18 protein-coding genes and 5 tRNA genes are annotated in these 21131 nt (G+C 42.7%); 2 read left to right on the top strand and 21 right to left on the bottom strand.

Annotated elements, in window-relative coordinates:
- Positions 1-57 precede the first annotated feature (57 nt).
- The 8 genes from O3627_RS11610 to O3627_RS11575 form a co-directional block, all read right to left on the bottom strand.
- Complete coding sequence (locus O3627_RS11610; protein ID WP_002896823.1) at positions 58-1092, bottom strand: hypothetical protein; 1035 nt, start codon at positions 1090-1092, stop codon at positions 58-60.
- Between the two features lie 412 nt (positions 1093-1504).
- Entirely contained in the window at positions 1505-2251 is a 747-nt protein-coding gene (locus tag O3627_RS11605; RefSeq protein WP_002898682.1) for a hypothetical protein, read from the bottom strand.
- Between the two features lie 25 nt (positions 2252-2276).
- Positions 2277-5069 carry a TraG/TraD/VirD4 family protein gene (locus O3627_RS11600; protein ID WP_260468544.1) on the bottom strand — a complete coding sequence of 931 codons (2793 nt, stop codon included), beginning with the start codon at positions 5067-5069 and terminating at the stop codon, positions 2277-2279.
- A 67-nt stretch (positions 5070-5136) separates the two neighbouring features.
- Positions 5137-5601: a hypothetical protein gene (locus O3627_RS11595; RefSeq protein WP_223311203.1), complete on the bottom strand. Its 465-nt coding sequence runs from the start codon at positions 5599-5601 to the stop codon at positions 5137-5139.
- Between the two features lie 179 nt (positions 5602-5780).
- Positions 5781-6992 carry a hypothetical protein gene (locus O3627_RS11590; RefSeq protein WP_125383374.1) on the bottom strand — a complete coding sequence of 404 codons (1212 nt, stop codon included), beginning with the start codon at positions 6990-6992 and terminating at the stop codon, positions 5781-5783.
- Positions 6993-7174: 182 nt separating this feature from the next.
- Positions 7175-7354, bottom strand: a complete 180-nt coding sequence (locus tag O3627_RS11585; RefSeq protein ID WP_002896828.1) for a hypothetical protein — start codon at positions 7352-7354, stop codon at positions 7175-7177.
- 186 nt (positions 7355-7540) lie between these two features.
- Positions 7541-8671, bottom strand: coding sequence for an ABC transporter ATP-binding protein (locus O3627_RS11580; protein ID WP_002896829.1), 1131 nt, complete (start codon positions 8669-8671; stop codon positions 7541-7543).
- Positions 8672-8848: 177 nt separating this feature from the next.
- Positions 8849-11242, bottom strand: a complete 2394-nt coding sequence (locus O3627_RS11575; RefSeq protein ID WP_125383373.1) for an SIALI-17 repeat-containing surface protein — start codon at positions 11240-11242, stop codon at positions 8849-8851.
- 355 nt (positions 11243-11597) lie between these two features.
- Between O3627_RS11575 and O3627_RS11570 the strand changes: the two genes are divergently transcribed.
- Together O3627_RS11570 and O3627_RS11565 are read left to right on the top strand one after the other, a co-directional pair.
- Positions 11598-12200, top strand: coding sequence for a TetR/AcrR family transcriptional regulator (locus O3627_RS11570; protein WP_061592338.1), 603 nt, complete (start codon positions 11598-11600; stop codon positions 12198-12200).
- 205 nt (positions 12201-12405) lie between these two features.
- Positions 12406-12978, top strand: coding sequence for a TetR/AcrR family transcriptional regulator (locus O3627_RS11565; RefSeq protein WP_371621460.1), 573 nt, complete (start codon positions 12406-12408; stop codon positions 12976-12978).
- A 142-nt stretch (positions 12979-13120) separates the two neighbouring features.
- On the opposite strand, the gene O3627_RS11560 is transcribed toward O3627_RS11565, so the two are convergent.
- From O3627_RS11560 to O3627_RS11500, 13 genes are all read right to left on the bottom strand, one after another.
- Positions 13121-13723 (bottom strand): DUF6287 domain-containing protein, encoded by a 603-nt coding sequence (locus O3627_RS11560; RefSeq protein ID WP_185756182.1) that lies wholly within the window; start codon positions 13721-13723, stop codon positions 13121-13123.
- A gap of 85 nt (positions 13724-13808) precedes the next feature.
- The gene (locus tag O3627_RS11555; protein WP_125351726.1) at positions 13809-14027 is read right to left on the bottom strand and encodes a heavy-metal-associated domain-containing protein; all 219 of its coding nucleotides are present in this window, start codon (positions 14025-14027) and stop codon (positions 13809-13811) included.
- Between the two features lie 4 nt (positions 14028-14031).
- The gene (locus O3627_RS11550; protein WP_125383370.1) at positions 14032-16293 is read right to left on the bottom strand and encodes a heavy metal translocating P-type ATPase; all 2262 of its coding nucleotides are present in this window, start codon (positions 16291-16293) and stop codon (positions 14032-14034) included.
- Positions 16293-16736 carry a CopY/TcrY family copper transport repressor gene (locus O3627_RS11545; RefSeq protein WP_125383369.1) on the bottom strand — a complete coding sequence of 148 codons (444 nt, stop codon included), beginning with the start codon at positions 16734-16736 and terminating at the stop codon, positions 16293-16295. Before O3627_RS11545 ends, O3627_RS11550 begins: the two co-directional genes overlap by 1 nt.
- A gap of 148 nt (positions 16737-16884) precedes the next feature.
- Positions 16885-18387, bottom strand: a complete 1503-nt coding sequence (locus O3627_RS11540; protein ID WP_125383368.1) for a zinc ABC transporter substrate-binding protein AdcA — start codon at positions 18385-18387, stop codon at positions 16885-16887.
- 9 nt (positions 18388-18396) lie between these two features.
- Entirely contained in the window at positions 18397-19203 is an 807-nt protein-coding gene (locus O3627_RS11535; RefSeq protein WP_125383366.1) for a metal ABC transporter permease, read from the bottom strand.
- Positions 19196-19906 (bottom strand): metal ABC transporter ATP-binding protein, encoded by a 711-nt coding sequence (locus O3627_RS11530; RefSeq protein ID WP_125383365.1) that lies wholly within the window; start codon positions 19904-19906, stop codon positions 19196-19198. Before O3627_RS11530 ends, O3627_RS11535 begins: the two co-directional genes overlap by 8 nt.
- The gene (locus O3627_RS11525; RefSeq protein WP_002896843.1) at positions 19903-20346 is read right to left on the bottom strand and encodes a zinc-dependent MarR family transcriptional regulator; all 444 of its coding nucleotides are present in this window, start codon (positions 20344-20346) and stop codon (positions 19903-19905) included. The genes O3627_RS11530 and O3627_RS11525 overlap by 4 nt, the downstream gene beginning before the upstream one ends.
- 351 nt (positions 20347-20697) lie before the next feature.
- Positions 20698-20781 (bottom strand) — tRNA-Leu (locus tag O3627_RS11520).
- A gap of 12 nt (positions 20782-20793) precedes the next feature.
- Positions 20794-20865: transfer RNA gene (locus tag O3627_RS11515), tRNA-Gln, on the bottom strand.
- A 13-nt stretch (positions 20866-20878) separates the two neighbouring features.
- Positions 20879-20951, bottom strand: a tRNA-His gene (locus tag O3627_RS11510).
- Between the two features lie 10 nt (positions 20952-20961).
- A tRNA-Trp gene (locus O3627_RS11505) sits at positions 20962-21032 on the bottom strand.
- Positions 21033-21040: 8 nt separating this feature from the next.
- Positions 21041-21121 (bottom strand) — tRNA-Tyr (locus tag O3627_RS11500).
- Positions 21122-21131: the final 10 nt, after the last annotated feature.

The following is a 21131-nucleotide window of genomic DNA, read 5'->3' as shown; positions in this document are numbered from 1 at the left end:
GCTAGCATAAACAGAGACTAGGCTAGCCAGAAGTAGCTAGTCCTAGTTCCCTTTTTCTTAAAAATCCATCTCAACTGAAGTAATTGGTGCATTAAACTGATAAGTCCCGTCATGGACTTCTTGCATGGAGCGATCCAGCGCATCAACAGCATTCTGCAGGGTAGAAATATTATCCTTAGCCTGATTAATCTTCATCTGCTTCCCGTTGATTTCTTTTTCAACATTTTCAATCTTCTCTTGATTTTCGGTCAAATTACTGCCAACCAGATACTGGCCTGACCGCTCTAAATCTTCCAGTGTCGTCCTATTTTCCTCAATGGAAGCTTCCAACTTTTCAATGGCTTTCTGGAGTTTCTCAATTTGCTTCATCTGGAATTTCTTTTCCTCTTCAAAAGCATTGAGGGCAAACTTTTCCCGAGACAAATCCTGCAGATAGGCATGTTTAAGTTTATCACTCTGAGCAGCCACCATGAACTGCACTTCATTGCTCAGCTCTGCCGTATCCGTTTTTTTCTTTTTCTTATTAGATGAATAGCGTGTTTCGCTGGAAGTGATATCGTTATACTCTTCAATATCAACATCTACATCTTTGTTAGCCATTGTCTTATTGGTAATATTAAGGGCGATGGCTTCAAAATCCTCTGGAACATTTCTGACAATGACATCTATTTTATGGTTTGCTAGAGGAATAACCTCCATCTTAGTATCTTCACCCTGCTTTTTAGCATAGAGCATCCACTCTAAGTTCTTGGCATTGATACCTTTAGCAATGGAAGAAGTGTAATCCGATGTCTCAAATTCCAGGAGCAGGATGCCATTTTTTTCTGAATAGACCTGCTTAGTCAGCATAATACGCCCAGAATCATTTTCAAAGTCTCGGCTCGTAGCTAGCTGCGCCTCTGTATACTCAATCCGCTGAGGAGACAAATAAGCATTGATTAGCAAAAAGAGCCACATTGATATCAGAACTAAAAAAGTTAAAAATTTCCTTAGGATAGCCCTACGTTTCAAGGTCTGAACGACTACATTTCCAACGATATATTTCTCAACAAATACATCCAAAGCATCGTTATTATTCTTTTTATTGTCCATGTCTGTATTATAGCCCAAAAAAACAAGATAAATGTTTATGATAAAAAGAAAAAGACAGCCGCAAAAGCTGACCGTCTCTATTCTTCAAGCAAGTTACTTTTTGTTTCATCTTACAAAATAAAAAGCTAGAAGAGCTGAGAATAAGGCTTCCCCAGCTCCCCCAAATAAAAAGATTTAAAGTAAATAAGGTGTCGTAAAACCTTATTTAGGAGATACCAACAAACAGCAGTCATCAACACTGCTCCCAATCAGAAAAAAGTTAAAAAAAGGAATTGTTGCTTGCCGGTATCATCAGTATATCATAACTCTACCTTCTTCTAGTTTATGATAAAAAGTAGGCAACCTAGTCTGCTCTTAGCAAAACACTCGTTTCTGAAATTCCTGAACTTCCTGCAGAAAAGAAAACGTACTTCTACTTGTTGTCTATATTAAGAATCTGAACCACATAGTCTAACTCAGCTTGATTGAGAGTGATTCGCTCGTCGTCTTCCTTAGTCGCCAGACTATAGAGCTTGTAACCCCTATCTCCCCAGACCATGGCCGTCGCGGCCTGATCTACACCATAACGCTGTGCTGCCTTTCCCCCTGCCTCTGAGGATATATCAATAAAAAGAAGCTTATCCTGGTCTTGAACTTGCGCTAAAAGTTCTGGAACAGCGCGCTGACACTTTCTGCAGGCAAGCTTATAAAACAAAATAACCCGCTTATCTTTACTCTCTATCTTCTCAAGCAACTCAGGATAGCTTCCAGCCTCCATACTAAAAATCTGCTTGGCTTGCTGGCTATCTTTACGGATGAAGATGGTCTTATCAAAACTAAACTGATTGGAAAAGAAGCTACTTACCACACCACCTAAAAGCAAGAGTAAAAAGACAAAGCACAGACAAGCAAGAGAAAGTTTCATATCACTGGCCTGTCTATATTTCTTTCCAAAAAGAAGAGGCAGCCTTGCAGAAGTCCTAGAAACGAGGTAATGGTAGGCAAAAATCAGATAGAAAAAAGGAAAGGAAAGGGAGAGAACGGACGACCAAATCAGTCTGTGACCGATATTGATTCGATATTGCCATAAAAACCAGGCAAAGCAAAGGGTAAGAATAAAGCCGCCTAGAACAGCAATATCGTCTTTCTTAGTTAAGCTTGACTGGGGTTCAGTTGTCATAAGAGGCTCCTTCTATTATGAATATTTAATCGTCCATCATCGGATTATACTTTTTGGAAACATGTGCTTTTGCAGCCTCAGAGGATGCCTTGATACTTGGAGCATCGTCCTTGCTCTGAGCATCTAATATAGAGTTAGTAACTGGTTCTGAACTAGACGGCTGAGCCGAAGCAGGCTCAACTGGTCGGTCGGACAAACCGCTTTCTTGACTGCTTTTCTGAACTGCTGGCCGAGACTTCCCTTTATGGTCAATGCTCTTGGACGCAGCCGATTGCTTTCCTCCTTCAGACGAGCGCTTAGCCTTGTTTTTTCTAGGTTTTTCTAGAGACTCGTGTTCCTCATCCAACCCCAGAATAATACGCTGCTCTTCTGGTGTAAAGCGGTCAAAAGGAATGACACCTTCCGAATGGCGCTCAACATAATAGCGCTCGACCTGCTCTTTCCAAATTTCGTAAGCACGGCGATCTTCTTCATTTTCCTCTATATTAAATGGTGCCTTGTAGTTAGGATCCTTGAAAATCGGAAGCTCAAAGGATGGCGTCGGCGTAACCTTGACTAGCTCACTCTCTTCATCATCAATGACATGAACCCCAGCAAACTGGAATTTTTCCAAGCGGAAGAGCTCAGAGCTATTAGTCACATCTTCCTCAGCAATTTCCTCTCGGTAAGATGAAGCATTGTTGTCATTGCCTGCCAACATATCTACGCTGCCTTTATTGGTCATCCGACTGACCTTCTTTTCCGTTCCGGCCCGCTCTACGATAGTTTCTGTTGACTTATTGGAACTACCTTGGAAAACAAAAATATTCCGATAAGAGTTGAGCAGAGCAGCCGTATCTGAAGCTCCCAGGCTAGCCTCAATCTGCTCATAATTCTGGTAAAGACCCAGCACTGCCGTATTATACTTGCGGCATTGATTGAGGAAGCGCTCGGTATTGGGTGTTGTCACCCAGCCGTACTCATCTTCGATAATGGAAAAGAATGGATCCAACGTGCTAGAATTCCGTCTAAGAACCCCTTTCTGCACAATCATATCCGTAATCTGACCAATCATCCGGGAGCTGTCATCATCTACAGGACCACGGGCTGTATTGACCAATAGAAAGCCCCCCGTTTTCAGAAGAATATCAATATCTTTGGTAGACTGAGAGAAGAAAATCCGTCGCACCAAGTCAGAAGAAGCCAGTTTACGAATGGTATTTTTCATACCTTCAATATTAGCATCGTGGGTAATGTACTCAACACCCGTCCGTGGGTCTTCTTTATAAGCATCAGCAAAGTAATGGTAGGTCGTATTGATGATTTTATTTTTAGACTCAGCATCTCGTTTTTGATTAAATGCCTTGCGCAACTTAGGTGACATATGGGAATCAAAGCGAGATGGGAGACCACCTTGTTTAACAAATTCTTCCTTTTCAAGATTGTAGAGCTCCTGATAAGGTCTTTCATAGAGTCGTTGGAACTCTCGCTCACTGGCATCTCGATACACTTTAAAGAGCTTCAAGCGCTTGATGACCAGAGAAGGAATTTCCAGCAAATCATAAAACTCACTGAGGGTTGGGGACCCGCCATTGAGATTCACATCCAGATAGCTATTTTCAATCCGAGATGTAGATTTCAGCATGAAGACCAGATTGCGGACATAGGCCTGCTCTGCGTTTTTAAAGAAAGTATTTCCACCGCTGCTACCACCTTCATCCGCGAAATTACGTATCAAATCCGAAGTCAGACCTGCAGCTGTATTTGTCTCTGCATCAAAGATATTAATACCATCAGTGTCTTCCTTAGTCGGATCAACCAGCCAGGTCATCTCTTCCGGAAATCCGGTTCGCTTGATAATATCCACCGCATCATGAATCAAATCACCTGAAGGCTCATTGACATAGAAACCATTGATTAACTGCTTGCCCAAACCTTTCTCATACCATTTTTCATAGAAATCTCGCTTAGTCTCTAACAAAGTTTGTTCGTCGGAAATACCCAAAGCTGCAATCTGCTGATCCTGCTCCTGGATAAATTTGGCATATTCTCTCAGATAAACAGTCACATTGCGGGCATCCTGAACAATAGTCGGCTTAGCAATGGCAACAGACTTACCAGAACCTATCGGCCCAAACCCTGCTGTGTGCAAGCGTCTGACATCTGTTTTGAGAATGACATCATCCCCAATGTCCGAATTGCGCCCCAAACGGATATAGGCATCGCCGTCTCTGTCCAAATCGTTAAATAAATGAGTCACTTTCTTATGCTTAAAGAAGCGTTTTTTCAACCACCGCTTCATCATATCATCATAGACAACAATCTCACTGCTGTAGGAATTATAGAGCAGATAGACAAAGAGAAAGACTGGTGCAATCAAAAGCAAAGTATTCCAAAATTGATTACCAATCAGTGGCGATAGAGTCTTATAGTCAAAATAGGTATTCCCTTCTTTGAGAAAGTCACTGGCAGCCACATACATCTGATTGAGCATGGCAATGATATAATTATTCAAAGTCAAAACAATAATATCTATGCTGGATATCAGAGCTGATAGAAAGGATAGAAAAATATAACGTCGCATAGTCTGGCTGCGATCATTTTCTTTGAAATCTTTCCTTTCTTTAAACAGCAGGTAGCGTTGGCGGCTCGTCATATTCGTGTGCCACAGCCCCAGATAAAGAGACAGGAAGACGGACAAAAAGAGAACAATAAACAGAAATAGAAACAAGCCAAAACTAACTTGCTTTCTCATAACAGCCAGCAGCATGACTCCTGTAAGACTAGCAGTACCAAAAAGAAAAAGTGCCCAAATCACCTTTCTCAGCAAAAAGATCACATAATCAATACTTCGATGTCCTTTTAGTTTATAAGGTAATTTTGAAAGTAAAAATAGCATGAAAACCTCACTTCACCAACCCAATCATAATCTCTAATAAGCCAACAATACCGGCCGTCATCGCAAAAGCGACGTAAAAATACAGACGCTGACGCTGTCGGCTCTCTTCCCGCTCAATAATCAAATATTGATAACGATAGATATAGTGCTGAATAATGGAAAAAGTCGGTACCAGAGCTAGAATCAAAACCTGCAGAATACGCAGCAAATAAACCAAACTCTTTTCCTCCATTCCAGGCAAACTACCTTTTGAAAATAGCAGAGCTAGAACTGCGATAGAGCCAAAGCGAAAAATATAAAACAATGACACCGAAATCAGGAAGGCCAAGCCAGACTTCCGTTTTCGTTCGACATTGTTGGTCTGATCGCCAACTACCCAACCAATTCCAGATATGATAATGGCTAGTCCGATAATAATTTCAGCAACAATAATCACATAGTACATGATATGATTTAAAAAAGTTGAGTCCAACCTGCTGCTCCTTTTCTAAAAGAGGCTTAGAAAATCATGTTTCAGCCTCACCTTTTTATAGCAAAAACTTCCTGACATCCCAGTCACTTACTCAATAGCAGATGATTGCTTGTAGATACAAGCCGAGATGAAAAAGCGAAAGGAACGAAATATTTATCATTTCATCTCGTTCCGCCATTCTACCTGTCAAAGAAATCCTCCAAGCCAGCATGCTCGCTGAAAGTTGAGTTATAAACAACAGTAGCTCGAATTTTCAGATAAGATTTGCCCGCTTTGTCTGTGACCGTCTCATAACTGCCTTGACGCAGAACCACTGATATTTTCTGCTTTCTCTGAAAAAGTTGAGGTGTCAAACGTTCATTGGCTACCAACCGAACTGGGTAACCATAAGCTCCGTCCATTTCAAAATAATGCCCCTTGATTTCGTTGAAGTCTGTGATATATCCCGAAGCAACTGTTCCCGGGCCAGCATCAATAAAATCTCTGACAACCGCTTCCGGATCTTTTTCCAAAGAAAGCCGCTCGCCAACTAAGTTTGGGGAGTTCCCCTCAATCCCTAGGCGTTGTCGTTTGTCGTCCGCCTGTTCATAACGGCCGCGCAAAAATTTGAAATCCACCAACTCTCCGATAGCTGCATAATCTTCTGTCTTCAAAACGCGTGAATGATAGCGATAGCTAAAAAGTTTATTGGGAATAAAAACCCGCTCCAGATTGGCGGTCAGCACAAAAACACCATTGTCAGAAATATAGTTAATCATGCCTTTTTGAACATCATGGATAGGTGAGTGTTCTCCACCTTCTTCCAGCTCCTGTAACACTTGACTGTTGAGCAAGTATCCTGCGATATTAATATCACCCAGAGCTACATATTCATTTTCAAGTGGTTGGTCTTCTTGTTTTTTTAGGGCATCATAACGTTTAGCAAAAACAACTTGCTTCAAATCAATAATCTTCACTGGAAAAACCTGACCAACCATCCGTCTCAAATCGGTAGGTTGGTAGAAGCCAGCGATATGCTGAGGAACGTAAATCGTCAGCCCCTGATATTCTTTCTTGGTCGGTCGACAGATGACAATGTCTTCAAAAAAGACTTGTCCTTGACTTTCTGACACATGCTTCGCAGAGTCTATGATTCCTACTGCGCGACAAGAAATGATAGATGAAAGAGCCGCCGTTTCCTTGGCCTTGTTGCCAATGTCATGGCGATTGAAATTCCGTCCAACTGCATTAGCATAGCCTTCCAGACTACGAGGAATCCTATCAGCTGTCTCAAGCCAGTCTTTATCGGTCTCTAAGAGACTAGCCACATATTTCGAATCAATCGTAAGGCCATTTTTAACAACCTTTTTGACATCAGGGTGAGTCCGTTCAATTTCCTTAATTCTTTTCATAACAGCCTTTCTATACCAAAGAATGAGAGTTTATACTAGTATCTATTATATAGAAAAATCCAGCTATTAATGTTTATGATAAAAAGAGACATCTTGCTGCAGCAAAAAAGCTGAAACATCTTGCCTCAACCTTTAGAGAAAATAATTATACATCTATTTGAATCTAACAGCAAGTGACAACATTACCACAAAAGCCGCCAGATCTGATAGCCTAGAAAAAGTGTCAGACTCGGCACTAGCAATGCCCAATAGGGAAAGTGCTTTTTCCGAATGCCAAGCAGCACATAAAAAGTAAAAACAAGATCCAAAATCAACAAACGAACATAATCATTGCCCAACAAATGATACCAAGAGCTTCCCATGTAGCTTCTCCTATTTCTTACAGTATTCTTACTTTCAGGTCTAATTCAGTAGCTTTGTCCTATAGTTGAAAGCAATTCCTGCTAAAATTATAGCATATTCTCAACTCTATGCCCATCTATGATCAATACGAATCAAGCAGTAAAAAACGCAGATAAGCCTGTCTGCGTTCTTTGTTTATCAACTGATTAATAGACTGTCTTCTCTGTCTCTGGATCAAAGAAGTGCGCTTTATTGAGGTCAAAGCCTAGGTCAATACCCGCACCAGTTTCTAGGTAGTCCCGTGAATCCACACGCGCTACAAACTCACTAGAACCCACTTGGCAGTAGAGATGGGACTCTGCTCCCAGCAATTCTGAAACAGAAATTTTGGCATGCACAACTGAATTCGGGAAAGTTTCCAAGAAAGCAGCTTCCGCATTGATATCTTCCGGACGAATACCAAAGATCAGCTCCTTGCCCTCGTAACCTTTCTCCCGCAGAACCTTGAGAGCTCCTTCTGGTACAGTCAAGCGCAGACCTTCTGCGACAATCTCATTCCCTTCAAGTTTAACTGGGATGAAGTTCATAGCTGGGCTACCGATGAAGCCAGCAACGAACTTATTAACTGGGTTGTTATAGACTTCCTGCGGCGTACCAATCTGCTCCACTCGTCCAATCGTTCCAGTTCCAGCGGGATTCTTGGTCGCTGACATGATAACGATACGATCCGCCAAGGTCATAGCTTCAGTCTGGTCATGGGTAACATAGATAGTTGTTGCCCCGATACGGCGGTGAATCTTGGCAATCTCTGCCCGCATGGACACACGCAACTTAGCATCCAAGTTAGACAGAGGCTCATCCATAAGGAAAACCTTTGCATCCCGAACGATTGCACGTCCCATTGCTACCCGTTGACGCTGACCACCAGACAAGTCGGCTGGCTTACGCTGCAAGAATTCCTTCAAGCCTAGGATTTCTGCTGCTTCATTAACCCGTTTGTCAATATCTTCCTTGCTGTACTTGCGCAGCTTAAGACCAAAGGCCATGTTGTCGTAGACAGTCATATGCGGATAAAGGGCATAGTTCTGGAAGACCATAGCGATATCACGGTCTTTGGGCGCCACATCATTGACCACTGTACCGTCAATAGAGGCAGTTCCTTCTGTGATGTCTTCAAGACCCGCAATCATACGCAGCGTAGTTGATTTTCCGCAACCAGAAGGACCGACAAAGACGATAAATTCCTTGTCCTTGATATCTAGATTGAAGTCTTCCACCGAATAGTGGTCGCTGTTAGGATATTTTTTATAGATATTTTTCAGATTTAATTCGACCATAATAAGCCCCTTCTTTTGAATAAAAATATTTTCTTTTAAGCTCTCGTTTGCAAAGCGCTTTCACATTGTCCATTATATCGTTTTTTTTTGACTTTTTCAAGCACTTTTAGTAAAACGTTTGCATAATTTTTGAAAATTTTTTCCATAAAAAAAGAGACCAAGTGGCCTCTTTCAAACTTAATCTTCCTTTTTTCTACTACGGAGTGACAATCCAGCTGTGCCTAAAGCACTGATAACTCCTGCAACTGTTAAAAGAGCATTAGAAGCTTGACCCGTATGCGGCAAGACTGACGCATCGCTCTTACCTTCCTTGTTTTTAAGCTGAGCTGGCTGGGTGACCTTAGCTGATGAAGACTGCTCTTGTACTGATTTGGCCCCATCAACTGCTGGCAAAATACCGCTAGTTACTTGGTAAGCAGGTAAAGCATCAGCTACTGCCGCGTCAGCAGCATTGACACCACCAGTAAATTCCGGAAGAGCCGCCATTTGAGGAGCGCTGTCTGGATGTGCACTCCTGACTGATGGCTGAACGCCAGCATCATAGGTGTTATTTTCTGTCATGGTTGGCTCTGAATCATTGACGCCTCCACTAAATTCAGGCCGTGTTGCTGTTGATGCTTCTGAATCATTAACATTGCCACTGAATTCTGGTTGTACTGAAGACTGCGGAGCTGTATCAGGATGAGTTCCAACCCCATGGCTAGATAAATCATACTCTGACTCTGTCGCTGTTATCGTCTCTGAATCATTGACGCCTCCTGTAAATTCAGGCCACGTTGCTGTTGGTGCTTCTGAATCATTAACATTGCCACTGAATTCTGGTTGTACTGAGGACTGCGGAGCTGTATCGGGATGAGTTCCAACTTCATGGCTAGACAAATCATATTCCGACGCCGTTGCTATTGCTGGCTCAGAGTCGCTGACGCCTCCACTAAATTCTTTCCTGGTTTCTTGTGGTGAATCACTTGGAATAGAAGAAGCTGTCTCAGCTTTAGCAGCATTCTTGGCAATAGCTTCTAGATTTTCAAGAGCTTTTGTCTGCTCAGCAGCGATCTGTTCCTGCAGCTTCTCTGCTTTTTCTGCACTGTCTACACTATCGTCTAGCTGTGCAATCGCATCTGTTACCGTCTTTAATACTGCTCGAATCTTTTCTTTAACCTGCTTTTTATCGAGTTCTGAAAGTCTTTGATGATGTTCAATTGCTTCAATCTGTTTGTCGACTTCTTCTTCAAGCTCATCTAAAACCAAATCTTTGCCAACTGGATGAATCGTGTCCAAGCTAGCAATTCCAGCTTCCTCAATTCTCTCTAGTTCTTCTTCGGCATCAGCCTTTTTAAGCGCTGTTTTCGCATCTGCTAGAGTTGCTTCCGCTTCAGCTTTAGCCGTAGCCCGTTCTGCATCTGACAGATTCGGGTTGCTCCGTAAGTCTGCTAGCTTATCAGACAGAGCAAGATCTAGTTTCAGTCCAGTCGTAGCTTTCAGCAAACCTTGCTTCTCTGCCGCTACCTGTTCTTGAATTTTTTCGGCATCATCAGGACTTTCAACCCAAGCATTATAAGCTGCAATTGCTTTTTGAGCTATGGCTGCTGCATCTTCAATTTTCTTTTTAGCTGCTGTTTTTTCCTCAGCAGAAAGACTTTGACTCTTCTCAACAGCCTCGATAGTAGCTGTTTTTTCTTCCTGAATTTCTTTTAAGAACTGCTCTTTGCCAATAGGGTGAATCTTGGCTAAGTGAGCTATGGCTGTTTCTTTTTCCCGGTCATAGACTTCCTGAGAATCTGCTCCTTCAATAGCCTTCTTGGCCGCTTCCACCACCTGCTCTATCTCGCCTCTAACTGCTTTCTTTTCTGCTTCTGAAAGATTAGGATTTGCTTCCAAGTCAGCTAACTTGGCAGCCAGAGTGAAATCTACGGTTGAACTTGCTATAAATTTGAAAAACTTATCTTCCTCGGTTACTGCCTGCTCTTGAATCACTTCCGCCTGCTCTGCTGTTGCTGCATTAACATCTAATTTCTGAATTGCATCCTCTGCTTCTGCAGCCTTCTTCCTTACAGACTCTTGGAAGCTTTTCTTTTGCTCCTCAGGCAGTAAATCGCTACTATCTACAAGTTTGTCAAACTCTGCTTTTCCATTTTGGATTTCATATAGAAGTAAATCTTTGCCGACTGGATTGATAGAGTTGATGTCTGCCAATCCATCTTCCTTAGCTTGATCAATCCTTTCTTTATCCTCAGCTGCAGCAATTTCATTCTGAGCCTTCGCAGCTGTTTGATTGACTTCCTCCTTAGCTGCTGCAAGCTCCTCATCTGACAAATTTGGATTATTCCCAAGATCTGTCACTTTCTCAGCCAGAAACGTACCTACTTCCGTATTAGCAGCCTCCCTGACCGTTGTCAAATCCTGATTTACTGGTGATGCAGCGGCCGGAGTCTCTACTGCATTTGCAACAGGCTGCTCCTCATCTGCCGCCACCATACTGTGACCCAAAAACAGCGCACAAATAAGGACTGAACTAACACCTAAAACTGACTTCCGAATAGAATATCGCAAAACTTTTTCTGTTCTTTTCATTTTATTCTCCCCTGAACATAGTTTATTATCCCGATCAGTAACCCTTAATAAAAAGTCCAGTCAAACCTCCCATAAATCTTTCAGATTAGGTAATCCTTAAACTACACTTTCTATTTGACTTCTGATAAGATTTTTTATTATTTTATCATATTAACTTGTTAAAATAAAAGAATTATCGGCTTGATTTATGTACATTTTTGTGAAATCGTCCAGTTTTTAAACAGACATGATGTCCAGAAATTAAACTAAAAATTTTTCCATTTAACAATGTGTAAACTTTTTTAGTAAAAATTCTGGGCTATTTTCTAGCTTATTTCAGACAGAAAAAGTAAAATGGTATAGGAGGGATAAAATTATGGCTCTTAATACACGAGATAGGATTTTAGATGCATTTTTTGAATTAGCAGATAAACAGCCAGACAGGTCGCGTTTTACCTTTACAGAAATCGCTAAAGAAGCCGGTTTATCAAGACAGGCTATTTACAAACGACACTTTAATAATACTACTGAAATTATCGAATACATTCGCCAAGATATGGTGGAGCAAGCCTTTGCTCCCAACTGGAATAGCAACAATGCTGAAGCGGACTTAGATCCTTTCACCTTTTTGGCTCAAACGATTCTTCCCGCTATTTATGAGCAACGCCAACGCATTAAAATATTATATACTAGTTCTGTCGATCCCCTGTGGAGCGATTTTATTACGGCCAGTTACAAGGACTGGATCGAGCAGAATCTAAATCTTGACCACCAAAAATTAGGTATTCCTGAAGACCTGGCCAATCAACTGCTGGCCGGCTGGATTAGTTCTCTTATCGAGAATTGGATCACTCAGGATGACCCCGTTCCTTGCAAGCAGTTCTCTAAAACATTTCTCAACCTTGTATCTTCACCCCTAACCAGCTTTGCTGCCTATGATAGTCCAGCTGGTCCTTCAAACAAAATTGTTATCGCATAACCAACTAGAAGAAAAACAGAGAAATGACAGAACCGGTCCTTGTAAGGGAAGACTGGTTTTTTTATATTAAATTTTAAAAATAATTGGACATTTTCTCTATAAAGTGTTATCATTTTAGTTGACAAATGGTAAACTGCTTTGTTGGAGTCTGCTCTATTTTTTAGACATACCAGCAAGAACTTAATATAAAAGAAGGAAGGTACTTATGCCCCAAGATACTCGAGACAAAGTCGTCAATGCCTTAATTGAGCTGTCAGAGCAAAATCCTGAAAAGTCTTATTTTACTTTTTCAGAGATTGCAAAACAAGCTGGTCTATCGCGCCAGGCTATCTATAAAAAACATTTTAGTAATGTTGAAGATATTATCCAATACATCCGCCAGACAATTATGACTCCGTTTTTGCCCCTGTATGAAAGCTACGAAGAAGGAAATGGAGAAAATCCATTCTGTTTCTTTGCCCAACATATGATTCCTACCCTTTATGAACATAGGAAATGGATGAAGGTGCTCTACACTACAGCTATCGATCCTTTCTGGAGTGACTATCTATCTACCTTCTTCACTCAGTGGGTCGTGCAAAATTTGGAAATTGACTCTAAAAAATTGGGAATTCCAAAAGAAATGGCTACGGAAATTGTTGTTAGATGGATTAATTCCCTCATTGAAATTTGGATTATCAAAGAAGATCCTATGCCAGCAGAGTATTTCGCCAAGCTCTTCCTGAATGTGATTTCAACCCCTATGGATCAGTTTATAACACCTCACAGTGAATCCTAATTCAACTCAAAATTATGAAGCCCACCTAATTTAGGCAGGCTTTTTTTGTCTGTAAAATTTCTTACTCTCCCAAAGAAAAGAGAGCAGATAGTCTTCTGCTCTCGTCAACATATAAGCTATAAAATTAAGCACCAAGCTTCGTTTAATCTACTCGATAATAGAAGCTACCTTGTTCGTCAAAGCTATTCAGGCCAACTCCTGTCCAGATTCTGTCTTGACCAACATCTGAATTATCTGTAAAGTTTTCCTTGTCTGCGACCTTAACTCCCTTGGGAAGAAACTCAATCAGAAAACCTCCGCTTTCTCCGCCGTAGACACCGCCAGCAGCAGTACCATAGTCTGTCAGAGAAGCTCCGTACAATTCATAAACACTTGAAACCAAGCCCTTGTCATCAAAAACAAGCTGGTTGCCAGAAGCATCCTGCCAGGTTCCTTTAACGCTAGCATAATTACCATTTGCAAGTGCTGAAATGTCCATCGCTTCCTTCTTTTCCTTGGTTTTTTCTGTGCTCGCACTCTCTGAGCTAGTACTGCTAGCCGCTGAAGATGCTGCTGCAGTTGATTGACTGGATACCTGCTCCACAGAACTTGATACTGAGCCAGTACTGCTAGCAGGCGTCTCTGATTGATTCGTAGCACTGCCCTTTGAACAAGCTGTCATAGCAAATAAAGCAGCTCCTGCTAGTAAAAAAGGTAAAGCTTTTTTCTTCATTTTTCTCCTCTTTCTCACAATAAGATAAATCATATGATTAGTAACATTATAGATTATTTTATCGCTTTTTACAAGAAGAATTCTAGCAACTAGGCAGGAGCAAAACTACTGACTTTATTCATTCAGCTTCTGCCACATCCAGAACCCTGTAGATTGTTTTTGCCAGAGCTGCTTCATAATCAGATGCACCGTAAGGCTTATCAGTCGTGACTTGGGCTGTCTGCTGTTCTAAGTCCACAACCACATCTGACACTCCCTCCATAGACAGGAAGTGCTGGGTGACGTGTTTGACACAATTTTGACAAGATAAATTTTCTAACTGAATTGTTTGTTTCATAGATTCATTCCTCCGTATATTTCTTCATTTTAAAGCGTCCTAGACGCAGAGCATTGACGACAACCGACACTGAGCTCAAGCTCATGGCTAGACCAGCTAGCATAGGATTGAGCAAGGGACCGCCGAAAAGATGCAATAGCCCCATAGCAATCGGAATACCTAGTGTATTGTAGGCAAAAGCCCAGAAGAGATTTTCCTTGATATTACGGATGGTCGCTTGGCTGAGCTTGATAGCCTTGACTACATCCTGCAAATCACTATGCATGAGCACTACATCTGCTGACTCAATAGCCACATCGGCGCCAGAGCCGATGGCAATTCCAACATCGGCCTGGACCAGAGCCGGCGCATCATTGATACCGTCTCCTACCATAGCCAGTTTTTTCCCAGCTTCCTGTAAGTTCTTGATAGCAGCGGCCTTCCCATCTGGCAATACACCTGCGATGACTTTTTGGATGCCAGCTTTCTGGGCAATAGCTGTCGCTGTTTCTTCACGATCTCCTGTCAGCATGATGACTTCCAGCCCCATAGACTGGAGCTCCTGCACTGCCTTCAGGCTGCTAGACTTCATCTCATCTGCTACCGCTAAAATACCAGCTAGCTGTCCATCTACTGCGACAAACATGGCTGTCTTCCCTTCTTGGGAAAGCTCCAACAACTGTTCTTGAAAGACACTGCTGTCAATGTTCTTGTCTTTCATCAATGACTCATTTCCCACCAGAAGCTGTCTGCCCTCAACCTGAGCGGATAAGCCTCGTCCAACCATAGCCTCAAAATGACTGACAGGCAGTAAGTCAAGCCCCTCCTCTTCAGCTGCTTCTAAGATAGCCTGAGCCAAAGGATGCTCAGAATGCTGCTCAGCACTGGCTATTAGCTGCAATAAGTCAGAGCGATTAAAATCGCTCAAAGGTAACAAATCCGTCAGACTGGGCTTACCAACCGTAATCGTCCCAGTCTTATCAAGAACAATAGTATCCAGCTGATAAGCTGCTTCCAAAGCTTGCCCAGACTTAATCAGAATCCCATTTTCAGCTCCTTTACCAGTCCCGACCATGATGGCTGTCGGAGTAGCTAACCCCAGCGCACAAGGGCAGGCAATGACCAGAACTGCGATAAAGATTGACAGAGAAAAGCTAAGACTCTCACCATCCAGAAAATACCAGCCAAGCGCGGACAAAGTAGCCAAGCTCAGCACGATTGGGACAAAATAGAGCGAAATCTTATCGGCCAAAGCCGCTATCGGAGCCTTAGACCCTTGCGCTTCCTCCACTAATCTAACAATCTGAGCTAAGGTCGTATCCGAACCCACCCTAGTTGCTTGGTAATCAATACTACCATTTTGATTGATTGTGGCACTGGTAATGGTGTCGCCAACCTTTTTTTCAATTGGGACACTTTCTCCAGTCATCATGGACTCATCCACAAAGGTCTGCCCCTCCGTCACAAGGCCATCTACTGGCATACGCTCCCCTGGCTTGATACGGATAATGTCTCCAACTCGGATATCCTCCGTATCAATGGTCACAGCCTCACCATAGCGAATCACTGTCGCCTGACTAGGCACTAGCTCAAGCAGAGACTGAATTGCCTGAGACGTTTTCCCCTTGGCTGAACTTTCCAGATATTTTCCCAGAAGAACCAAGGCAATAATCACTGCAACAGACTCAAAATAAAGCTGATGAACAAAGGGATGATGACCTAGAAAAACCTGACTGACTGAGTAGAGGCTGTAGAAAAATGCTGCGCTGGTCCCCACCGCAATCAAACTATCCATATTGGGATGTTGCTTGATAAGATTGCGAAATCCCCTCTGATAGAAACCACGACCAATCCACACAGCAGGCAGAGTCAAAAGTAGTTGTGACATAACGAAGACCAAAGGGTGCGCCATATGGTCCAAGAAGCTAGGCAGAGGAAGACCGACCATACTTCCCATAGAGATATAAAGTAAAGGCAGAGCCGTAATCAAAAGAATCAGTAACTCTTGTTTCTTTTTTTGCAATTTCTGAGCTTTAATCACAGCTTCTTCGCTTACATCAGACGGTCGGTCTTTTCCTTTTTCTTCTGCCTGATAACCAGCCTCGGCTACAGCATCCAGCACTTGCTGGCTGTCAAATCCCGCCTTAGGAAGCAAACTGAGACGTTCTGTCGCCAGATTGACACTGACGTCCTCAACCGTTTCTAAGTCCTTGACCGCCATCTCTACCGTCATAGCACAGGCAGCGCAGGTCATACCTGAAAGCTTGTATTCTTTCTTCTCGCTCATCAATGCGCCTCCTTTCCATGCCCGCAACGACACTGGCCTTGTGGGCAGTGGCATTTGATTTCCAAAGGAGCCGAAGCTCTCTTCTTATCGATGACCTGACTGAGACGTTCCAAGTCCCCTTGACTGAACTGACTTCTCTCAATCATCGAAATCAAAAGATCTCCGTGTTTAGTGTTACAGATATTGTCAAAAAGCGCCTGCCAAGTACTTTCCAGATGGTCCGCTTCTAAAATTCGAGCATCGTAGTAAAACTTGCCCTCGATTTTTTCCATAGCGATAAATTCTTTTGTCTTCAGACGATTCAAAAGGGTCTTGATGGTCGCCGGTTTCCAGGAAAAATCAGCTTCCAAACGAGCTATAATCTCTGTACTGCGACTGTGTGGATAGGCCCATAACACACGCATCACTTGCCATTCTGCTTGGCTAATATTTTGCTGTTCCATTGTTTAACACTCCCTTATCATTTACATTTGTAATCTAACACTATATTAGTTTACATTTGTAATCATGGTTTGTCAAGTGTTTTTATCGTCATTTCCTGATATGCAAAAAAAGAAGGCGGGATAGTCCCGTCTTCTTACTTTATTTATATTAATGCGCCAACATCTCTTGAGCAATTTCTTGACCGGTCAACTTACTTGGATAGTAGGTTGGCCAGTTTTCCAGCTCATCAAAGAGCGCTTCCTGGCTTTCGCCACCATAGAAGATATGGAAGTGAGCCGCCTTGGTCGGTGCAATGTTGTGGTCGCTAAACTGAACATACTTGTACTCCCCAGCATCCTCGTCTGTCGCTTCAAACATGAAGCGAACTCCACGATTTCCCTTAGAGTAAGTCAAAGTGTGCTTGCCAACGTATTTATAAGTATACTTCTTGGATTTTCCATCTACCACAAATTCCATAGTCTTGTCTGTGATATTGATATTGGAAACATCTGTCTTGTAGCCCTTGTCATAGTAGTCCTTGTATTCAGCTGCCGTCATTTTTCCAGTCAGCTTAGCCTTGTAGTCAAAGACTTGGTCCAAGGTCCCGTCTTTCAGATAAGGGTAAACAGACTGCCACTCGCCAGCATAATCAGACAAGGTCCGATCCTTGACGGCACTGTCTTCAAAGTAGCCGTTTTGCACTGTCTTATCGTCTTCTTCTTTCTCGGCTGCAATCTCCGCTCCCTCTTGGTCAGTTGTCTTCTTGAGAGCCTTTAGATTGGCCTGCATGATAGAAACATAGTCTGCTCCGTCCTTGGTCTGTTCTTCGGTCAAGCTTTCCAGCGGATTCAAGACATCAAGCTCTACTCCTGTTTCCTTAGCCAGAGTAGAAGCCAAAGCCTGGGAAGCATTCTCTTCAAAGTAAATATACTTGATTTTATTTTTCTTGATATACTCAGTCAATTCAGCCAAACGTGAAGCGGATGGCTCACTGTCTGGTGAAAGTCCAGAAATTGGCACCTGCTTCAAGCCATAGTCCAATGCCAGATAGTTAAAGGCAGCGTGCTGAGTAACAAAGCTCTTTTGCTTGGCATTGGCCAACCCATCCTCATATTCCTTGTCCAAGGCTTCCAGCTTCTTGATATAAGCCGCTGCATTTTTCTCAAAAGCCGCTTTCTTGTCAGGATAAGACTTGCTCAGGCTATCACGGATGTGCTCCACCATTTTAATAGCCCGCTTCGGAGATAACCAAACATGGGGATCATAGGCATGATGATGTCCCTCTTCCCCATGGTCGTGGTCTTCTTCCTCTTCACTGCCAGGCAGCAAGAGCATATTTCCAGTCGCCTTGATAACCTTTTCTTCCTTATTTTTCAAGTTTTTTAGCAAATCTGGAACCCAAGTCTCCATGTTTTCATTTTCATAGACAAAGGCATCTGCATCCTGAATCGTCGCAACTGCCTTAGCTGAAGGCTCATAATCATGCGGCTCTGTACCTGCCCCGATTAGAAGTTCAACATTGGCCTCATCTCCAGCCACCTGCTTGGTAAACTCATAAACAGGATAAAAAGTCGTGACAATATTGAGCTTGCCATCTGCATTTTTTTGATTGGAACAAGCTACTAAGAAAATACTCAGTAAACCTGCTAATAGTAAGCTAATTTTTTTCATTTTCTGCTCCTATTTCATAAATTTTTTGACCAGATTGACCAGCAAGAACAAGCTGACGAAGATAATCGTAATGCTAGCACTAGCTGGCGTCTCTGCATAGTAAGAAATATAAAGTCCGGCAATCATACCAAAGAAACCAATGGCATTTGCCAGCAAAATAACCGACTTGAAATTTTTCCCAATCCGCAGAGCAATACTGGCCGGTAAGACCATAATGGTCGAAACTAGCAAGGCTCCCGCAGCTGGAATCATGAGGGCAATCGCAACACCCGTCACGATATTAAAGAGAATGGACATGGTACGCACAGGCAGCCCATCCACAAAGGCCGTATCCTCATCAAAGGTCAAGATGTACATGGGGCGAATGAAGAGGAAGGTCAAGACAAGCACCACAGCAGCAATGACAAAGAGAGAAATCACCTGTTCCATACTGATAGTCACAATGGAGCCAAACAGATACTGATCCAGACTCATCGAGCTAGAACTCTTACCCTTACTCATAACAATCAAGGAAATAGCTAACCCAGTTGACATGAGAATGGCCGTCCCGATTTCCATGAAATTCTTATAGATAGTTCGCAGGTACTCTAAAAAGACTGCTGCAACAATGACGACAAGCACCGTTGTGAGAGTGGGCGATAGTCCAAGAACCAAACCAAAAGCTACACCTGCCAGTGAAACGTGACTGAGCGTGTCACTCATAAGGCTCTGCCGACGTAAAATCAGGAAGGTCCCCAGAATCGGTGAGAAGAGGCTCATGGCAATAACTGCCAAGAAGGCTCGCTGCATAAAATCATAGGAAAATAGATTAAACATGGCTCACCTCCTGTCCATTGTCGCTTTCATGCACATTGAAACAGCGCCAAGGTGAGTCCTGATTACGGACCAGATGAATATTGCGGTCAGCATATTTACGAACTTCTTCTGGATCGTGTGTAATCATCAAGACAGCCTTCCCATGCTGATGAGCACTATGGTGCATGAGCTTGTAAAATTCATCTTTACTGCCTGCATCCATCCCCGTTGTCGGCTCATCAAGGACAAAAATATCCGGGTCCGAAGCAAACATCCGAGCAATCACAGCTCTCTGCTTTTGTCCGCCAGAGAGAGAACCAATCCTCTTATCCCGATGTTCCCAAATTCCAACCGACTCCAGACTTGCCTTGATATGCTCCTCATCATGCTCATTCAAACGACGAAACCAACCCTTGCGCGGATAACGTCCCGACTTGACAAACTCATACACCGTACTAGGAAAACCAGCATTAAAACTAGCAATCTGCTGAGGTAGATATGCAATCCGCAGTTTCTTGCCTTGCACATTAGTCTTGGAAATCTTCACTTCCCCATACTTAGGTTGCAAAATACCCAAACTAGCCTTGATAAGTGTCGTCTTAGCAGCTCCATTTTCCCCCGTCAAAGTTACAAACTCCCCACTGTCTAGAAAATAATGAATATGCTCCAGCACAGGCTCCTTGTCATAGTAAAAGGAAAGATTATCGACTGTGATATATCTCATTTACCAATCTCTCCCACCAAGGCTTCCAAGAACTTCGAAATTGTCGCCTGTTCACTAGCAGAAAACTGCTCAGCCAATTTTTGATACGTCTCCAAAGTATGTGCGTGATGATGCTGATGTTCCTTTGCAATCGGCTGAGCTAACTCAGTCAAACGGTAAAAGGTAACCCGTGCATCTCTCTTATCTTTAAAGGCTTGCAGCATCTCTTGCCGAACCAAGGATTTCACAGCCTTGGTCACAGCAGCTTGACTCACATTCAGTTTTTTTGCCAAATCAGAATTTGTCAAGGATTCCTCAGACAAAAGCATCAAAATATGCTCCTGCGTATTAGTTAAAGGCACATCACTCGTGCAAGAACCAATCAGAATCTCATGCTGATTTTCTGCCTTCAAAATAACTTCATTTAAAAATTGATCGATCTTATCTGCTAAATGAGTCATTTCCTCCTCCTTCTCTTAACCAGTTAAAGCTTTACTGGTTAATTATACCACAAAAAAGAAAAGAGTCAAGAATTTTCAGTAAAAGTAAAATGCTTTTCACAAAAAATATTTAATCATACAATTAGATTCTTAAGTCCTAAATAAAACTCAATCATAGAATGAAAAGCAACAAACTAAGCTGCCTCTTATTAGCATTCTAGATTCTATAAACAATTTGATGGTGAATCCATTACATTAGTTGAGTGTGGATTTACAAATAAAATCATGATTCGATCTCCCGCTTAGCTTGCAAATAAATACTACAGAAAAGACAAAAAAACGAAGCTAAAATGCTTCGCTAAACTTAAGCTATACCGGCGGCCGGGGTCGAACCGGCACGTCCGTGAGGACACTGGATTTTGAGTCCAGCGCGTCTGCCAATTCCGCCACGCCGGCTCAAGTTTTTAACTGGGGTAGCTGGATTCGAACCAACGCATGAGGGAGTCAAAGTCCCTTGCCTTACCGCTTGGCGATACCCCAATAATAATAAATAGGCGAGTGATGGGGATCGAACCCACGCATGCCAGAGCCACAATCTGGTGTGTTAACCACTTCACCACACCCGCCATATTTAAACACGGGCAGTAGGAATTGAACCCACACTGAAGGTTTTGGAGACCTTAGTTCTACCTTTAAACTATGCCCGTAAAGGTTATGGAAGGGGAGGGATTCGAACCCCCGAACCCGAAGGAGCGGATTTACAGTCCGCCGCGTTTAGCCTCTTCGCTACCCTTCCGATTATAAAA

This window comes from Streptococcus sp. 27098_8_82, assembly GCF_041431615.1.
Lineage (GTDB): Bacteria > Bacillota > Bacilli > Lactobacillales > Streptococcaceae > Streptococcus > Streptococcus sanguinis_K.
Note: the sequence above shows the minus strand (reverse complement) of the source record. Positions and strands in the feature narration are given on the sequence as shown.

Excerpts from the sequence above, each read along its gene's own strand:
- O3627_RS11560 (WP_185756182.1), bottom strand. The coding sequence starts at position 13,723 with ATGATTTATCTTATTGTGAGAAAGAGGAGAAAAATGAAGAAAAAAGCT.
- O3627_RS11570 (WP_061592338.1), top strand. The coding sequence starts at position 11,598 with ATGGCTCTTAATACACGAGATAGGATTTTAGATGCATTTTTTGAATTA.
- O3627_RS11605 (WP_002898682.1), bottom strand. The coding sequence starts at position 2,251 with ATGACAACTGAACCCCAGTCAAGCTTAACTAAGAAAGACGATATTGCT.
- O3627_RS11575 (WP_125383373.1), bottom strand. The coding sequence starts at position 11,242 with ATGAAAAGAACAGAAAAAGTTTTGCGATATTCTATTCGGAAGTCAGTT.
- O3627_RS11565 (WP_371621460.1), top strand. The coding sequence starts at position 12,406 with ATGCCCCAAGATACTCGAGACAAAGTCGTCAATGCCTTAATTGAGCTG.
- O3627_RS11540 (WP_125383368.1), bottom strand. The coding sequence starts at position 18,387 with ATGAAAAAAATTAGCTTACTATTAGCAGGTTTACTGAGTATTTTCTTA.
- O3627_RS11610 (WP_002896823.1), bottom strand. The coding sequence starts at position 1,092 with ATGGACAATAAAAAGAATAATAACGATGCTTTGGATGTATTTGTTGAG.
- O3627_RS11530 (WP_125383365.1), bottom strand. The coding sequence starts at position 19,906 with ATGAGATATATCACAGTCGATAATCTTTCCTTTTACTATGACAAGGAG.
- O3627_RS11580 (WP_002896829.1), bottom strand. The coding sequence starts at position 8,671 with ATGGTCGAATTAAATCTGAAAAATATCTATAAAAAATATCCTAACAGC.
- O3627_RS11585 (WP_002896828.1), bottom strand. The coding sequence starts at position 7,354 with ATGGGAAGCTCTTGGTATCATTTGTTGGGCAATGATTATGTTCGTTTG.
- O3627_RS11550 (WP_125383370.1), bottom strand. The coding sequence starts at position 16,293 with ATGAGCGAGAAGAAAGAATACAAGCTTTCAGGTATGACCTGCGCTGCC.
- O3627_RS11590 (WP_125383374.1), bottom strand. The coding sequence starts at position 6,992 with ATGAAAAGAATTAAGGAAATTGAACGGACTCACCCTGATGTCAAAAAG.
- O3627_RS11555 (WP_125351726.1), bottom strand. The coding sequence starts at position 14,027 with ATGAAACAAACAATTCAGTTAGAAAATTTATCTTGTCAAAATTGTGTC.
- O3627_RS11525 (WP_002896843.1), bottom strand. The coding sequence starts at position 20,346 with ATGACTCATTTAGCAGATAAGATCGATCAATTTTTAAATGAAGTTATT.
- O3627_RS11545 (WP_125383369.1), bottom strand. The coding sequence starts at position 16,736 with ATGGAACAGCAAAATATTAGCCAAGCAGAATGGCAAGTGATGCGTGTG.
- O3627_RS11535 (WP_125383366.1), bottom strand. The coding sequence starts at position 19,203 with ATGTTTAATCTATTTTCCTATGATTTTATGCAGCGAGCCTTCTTGGCA.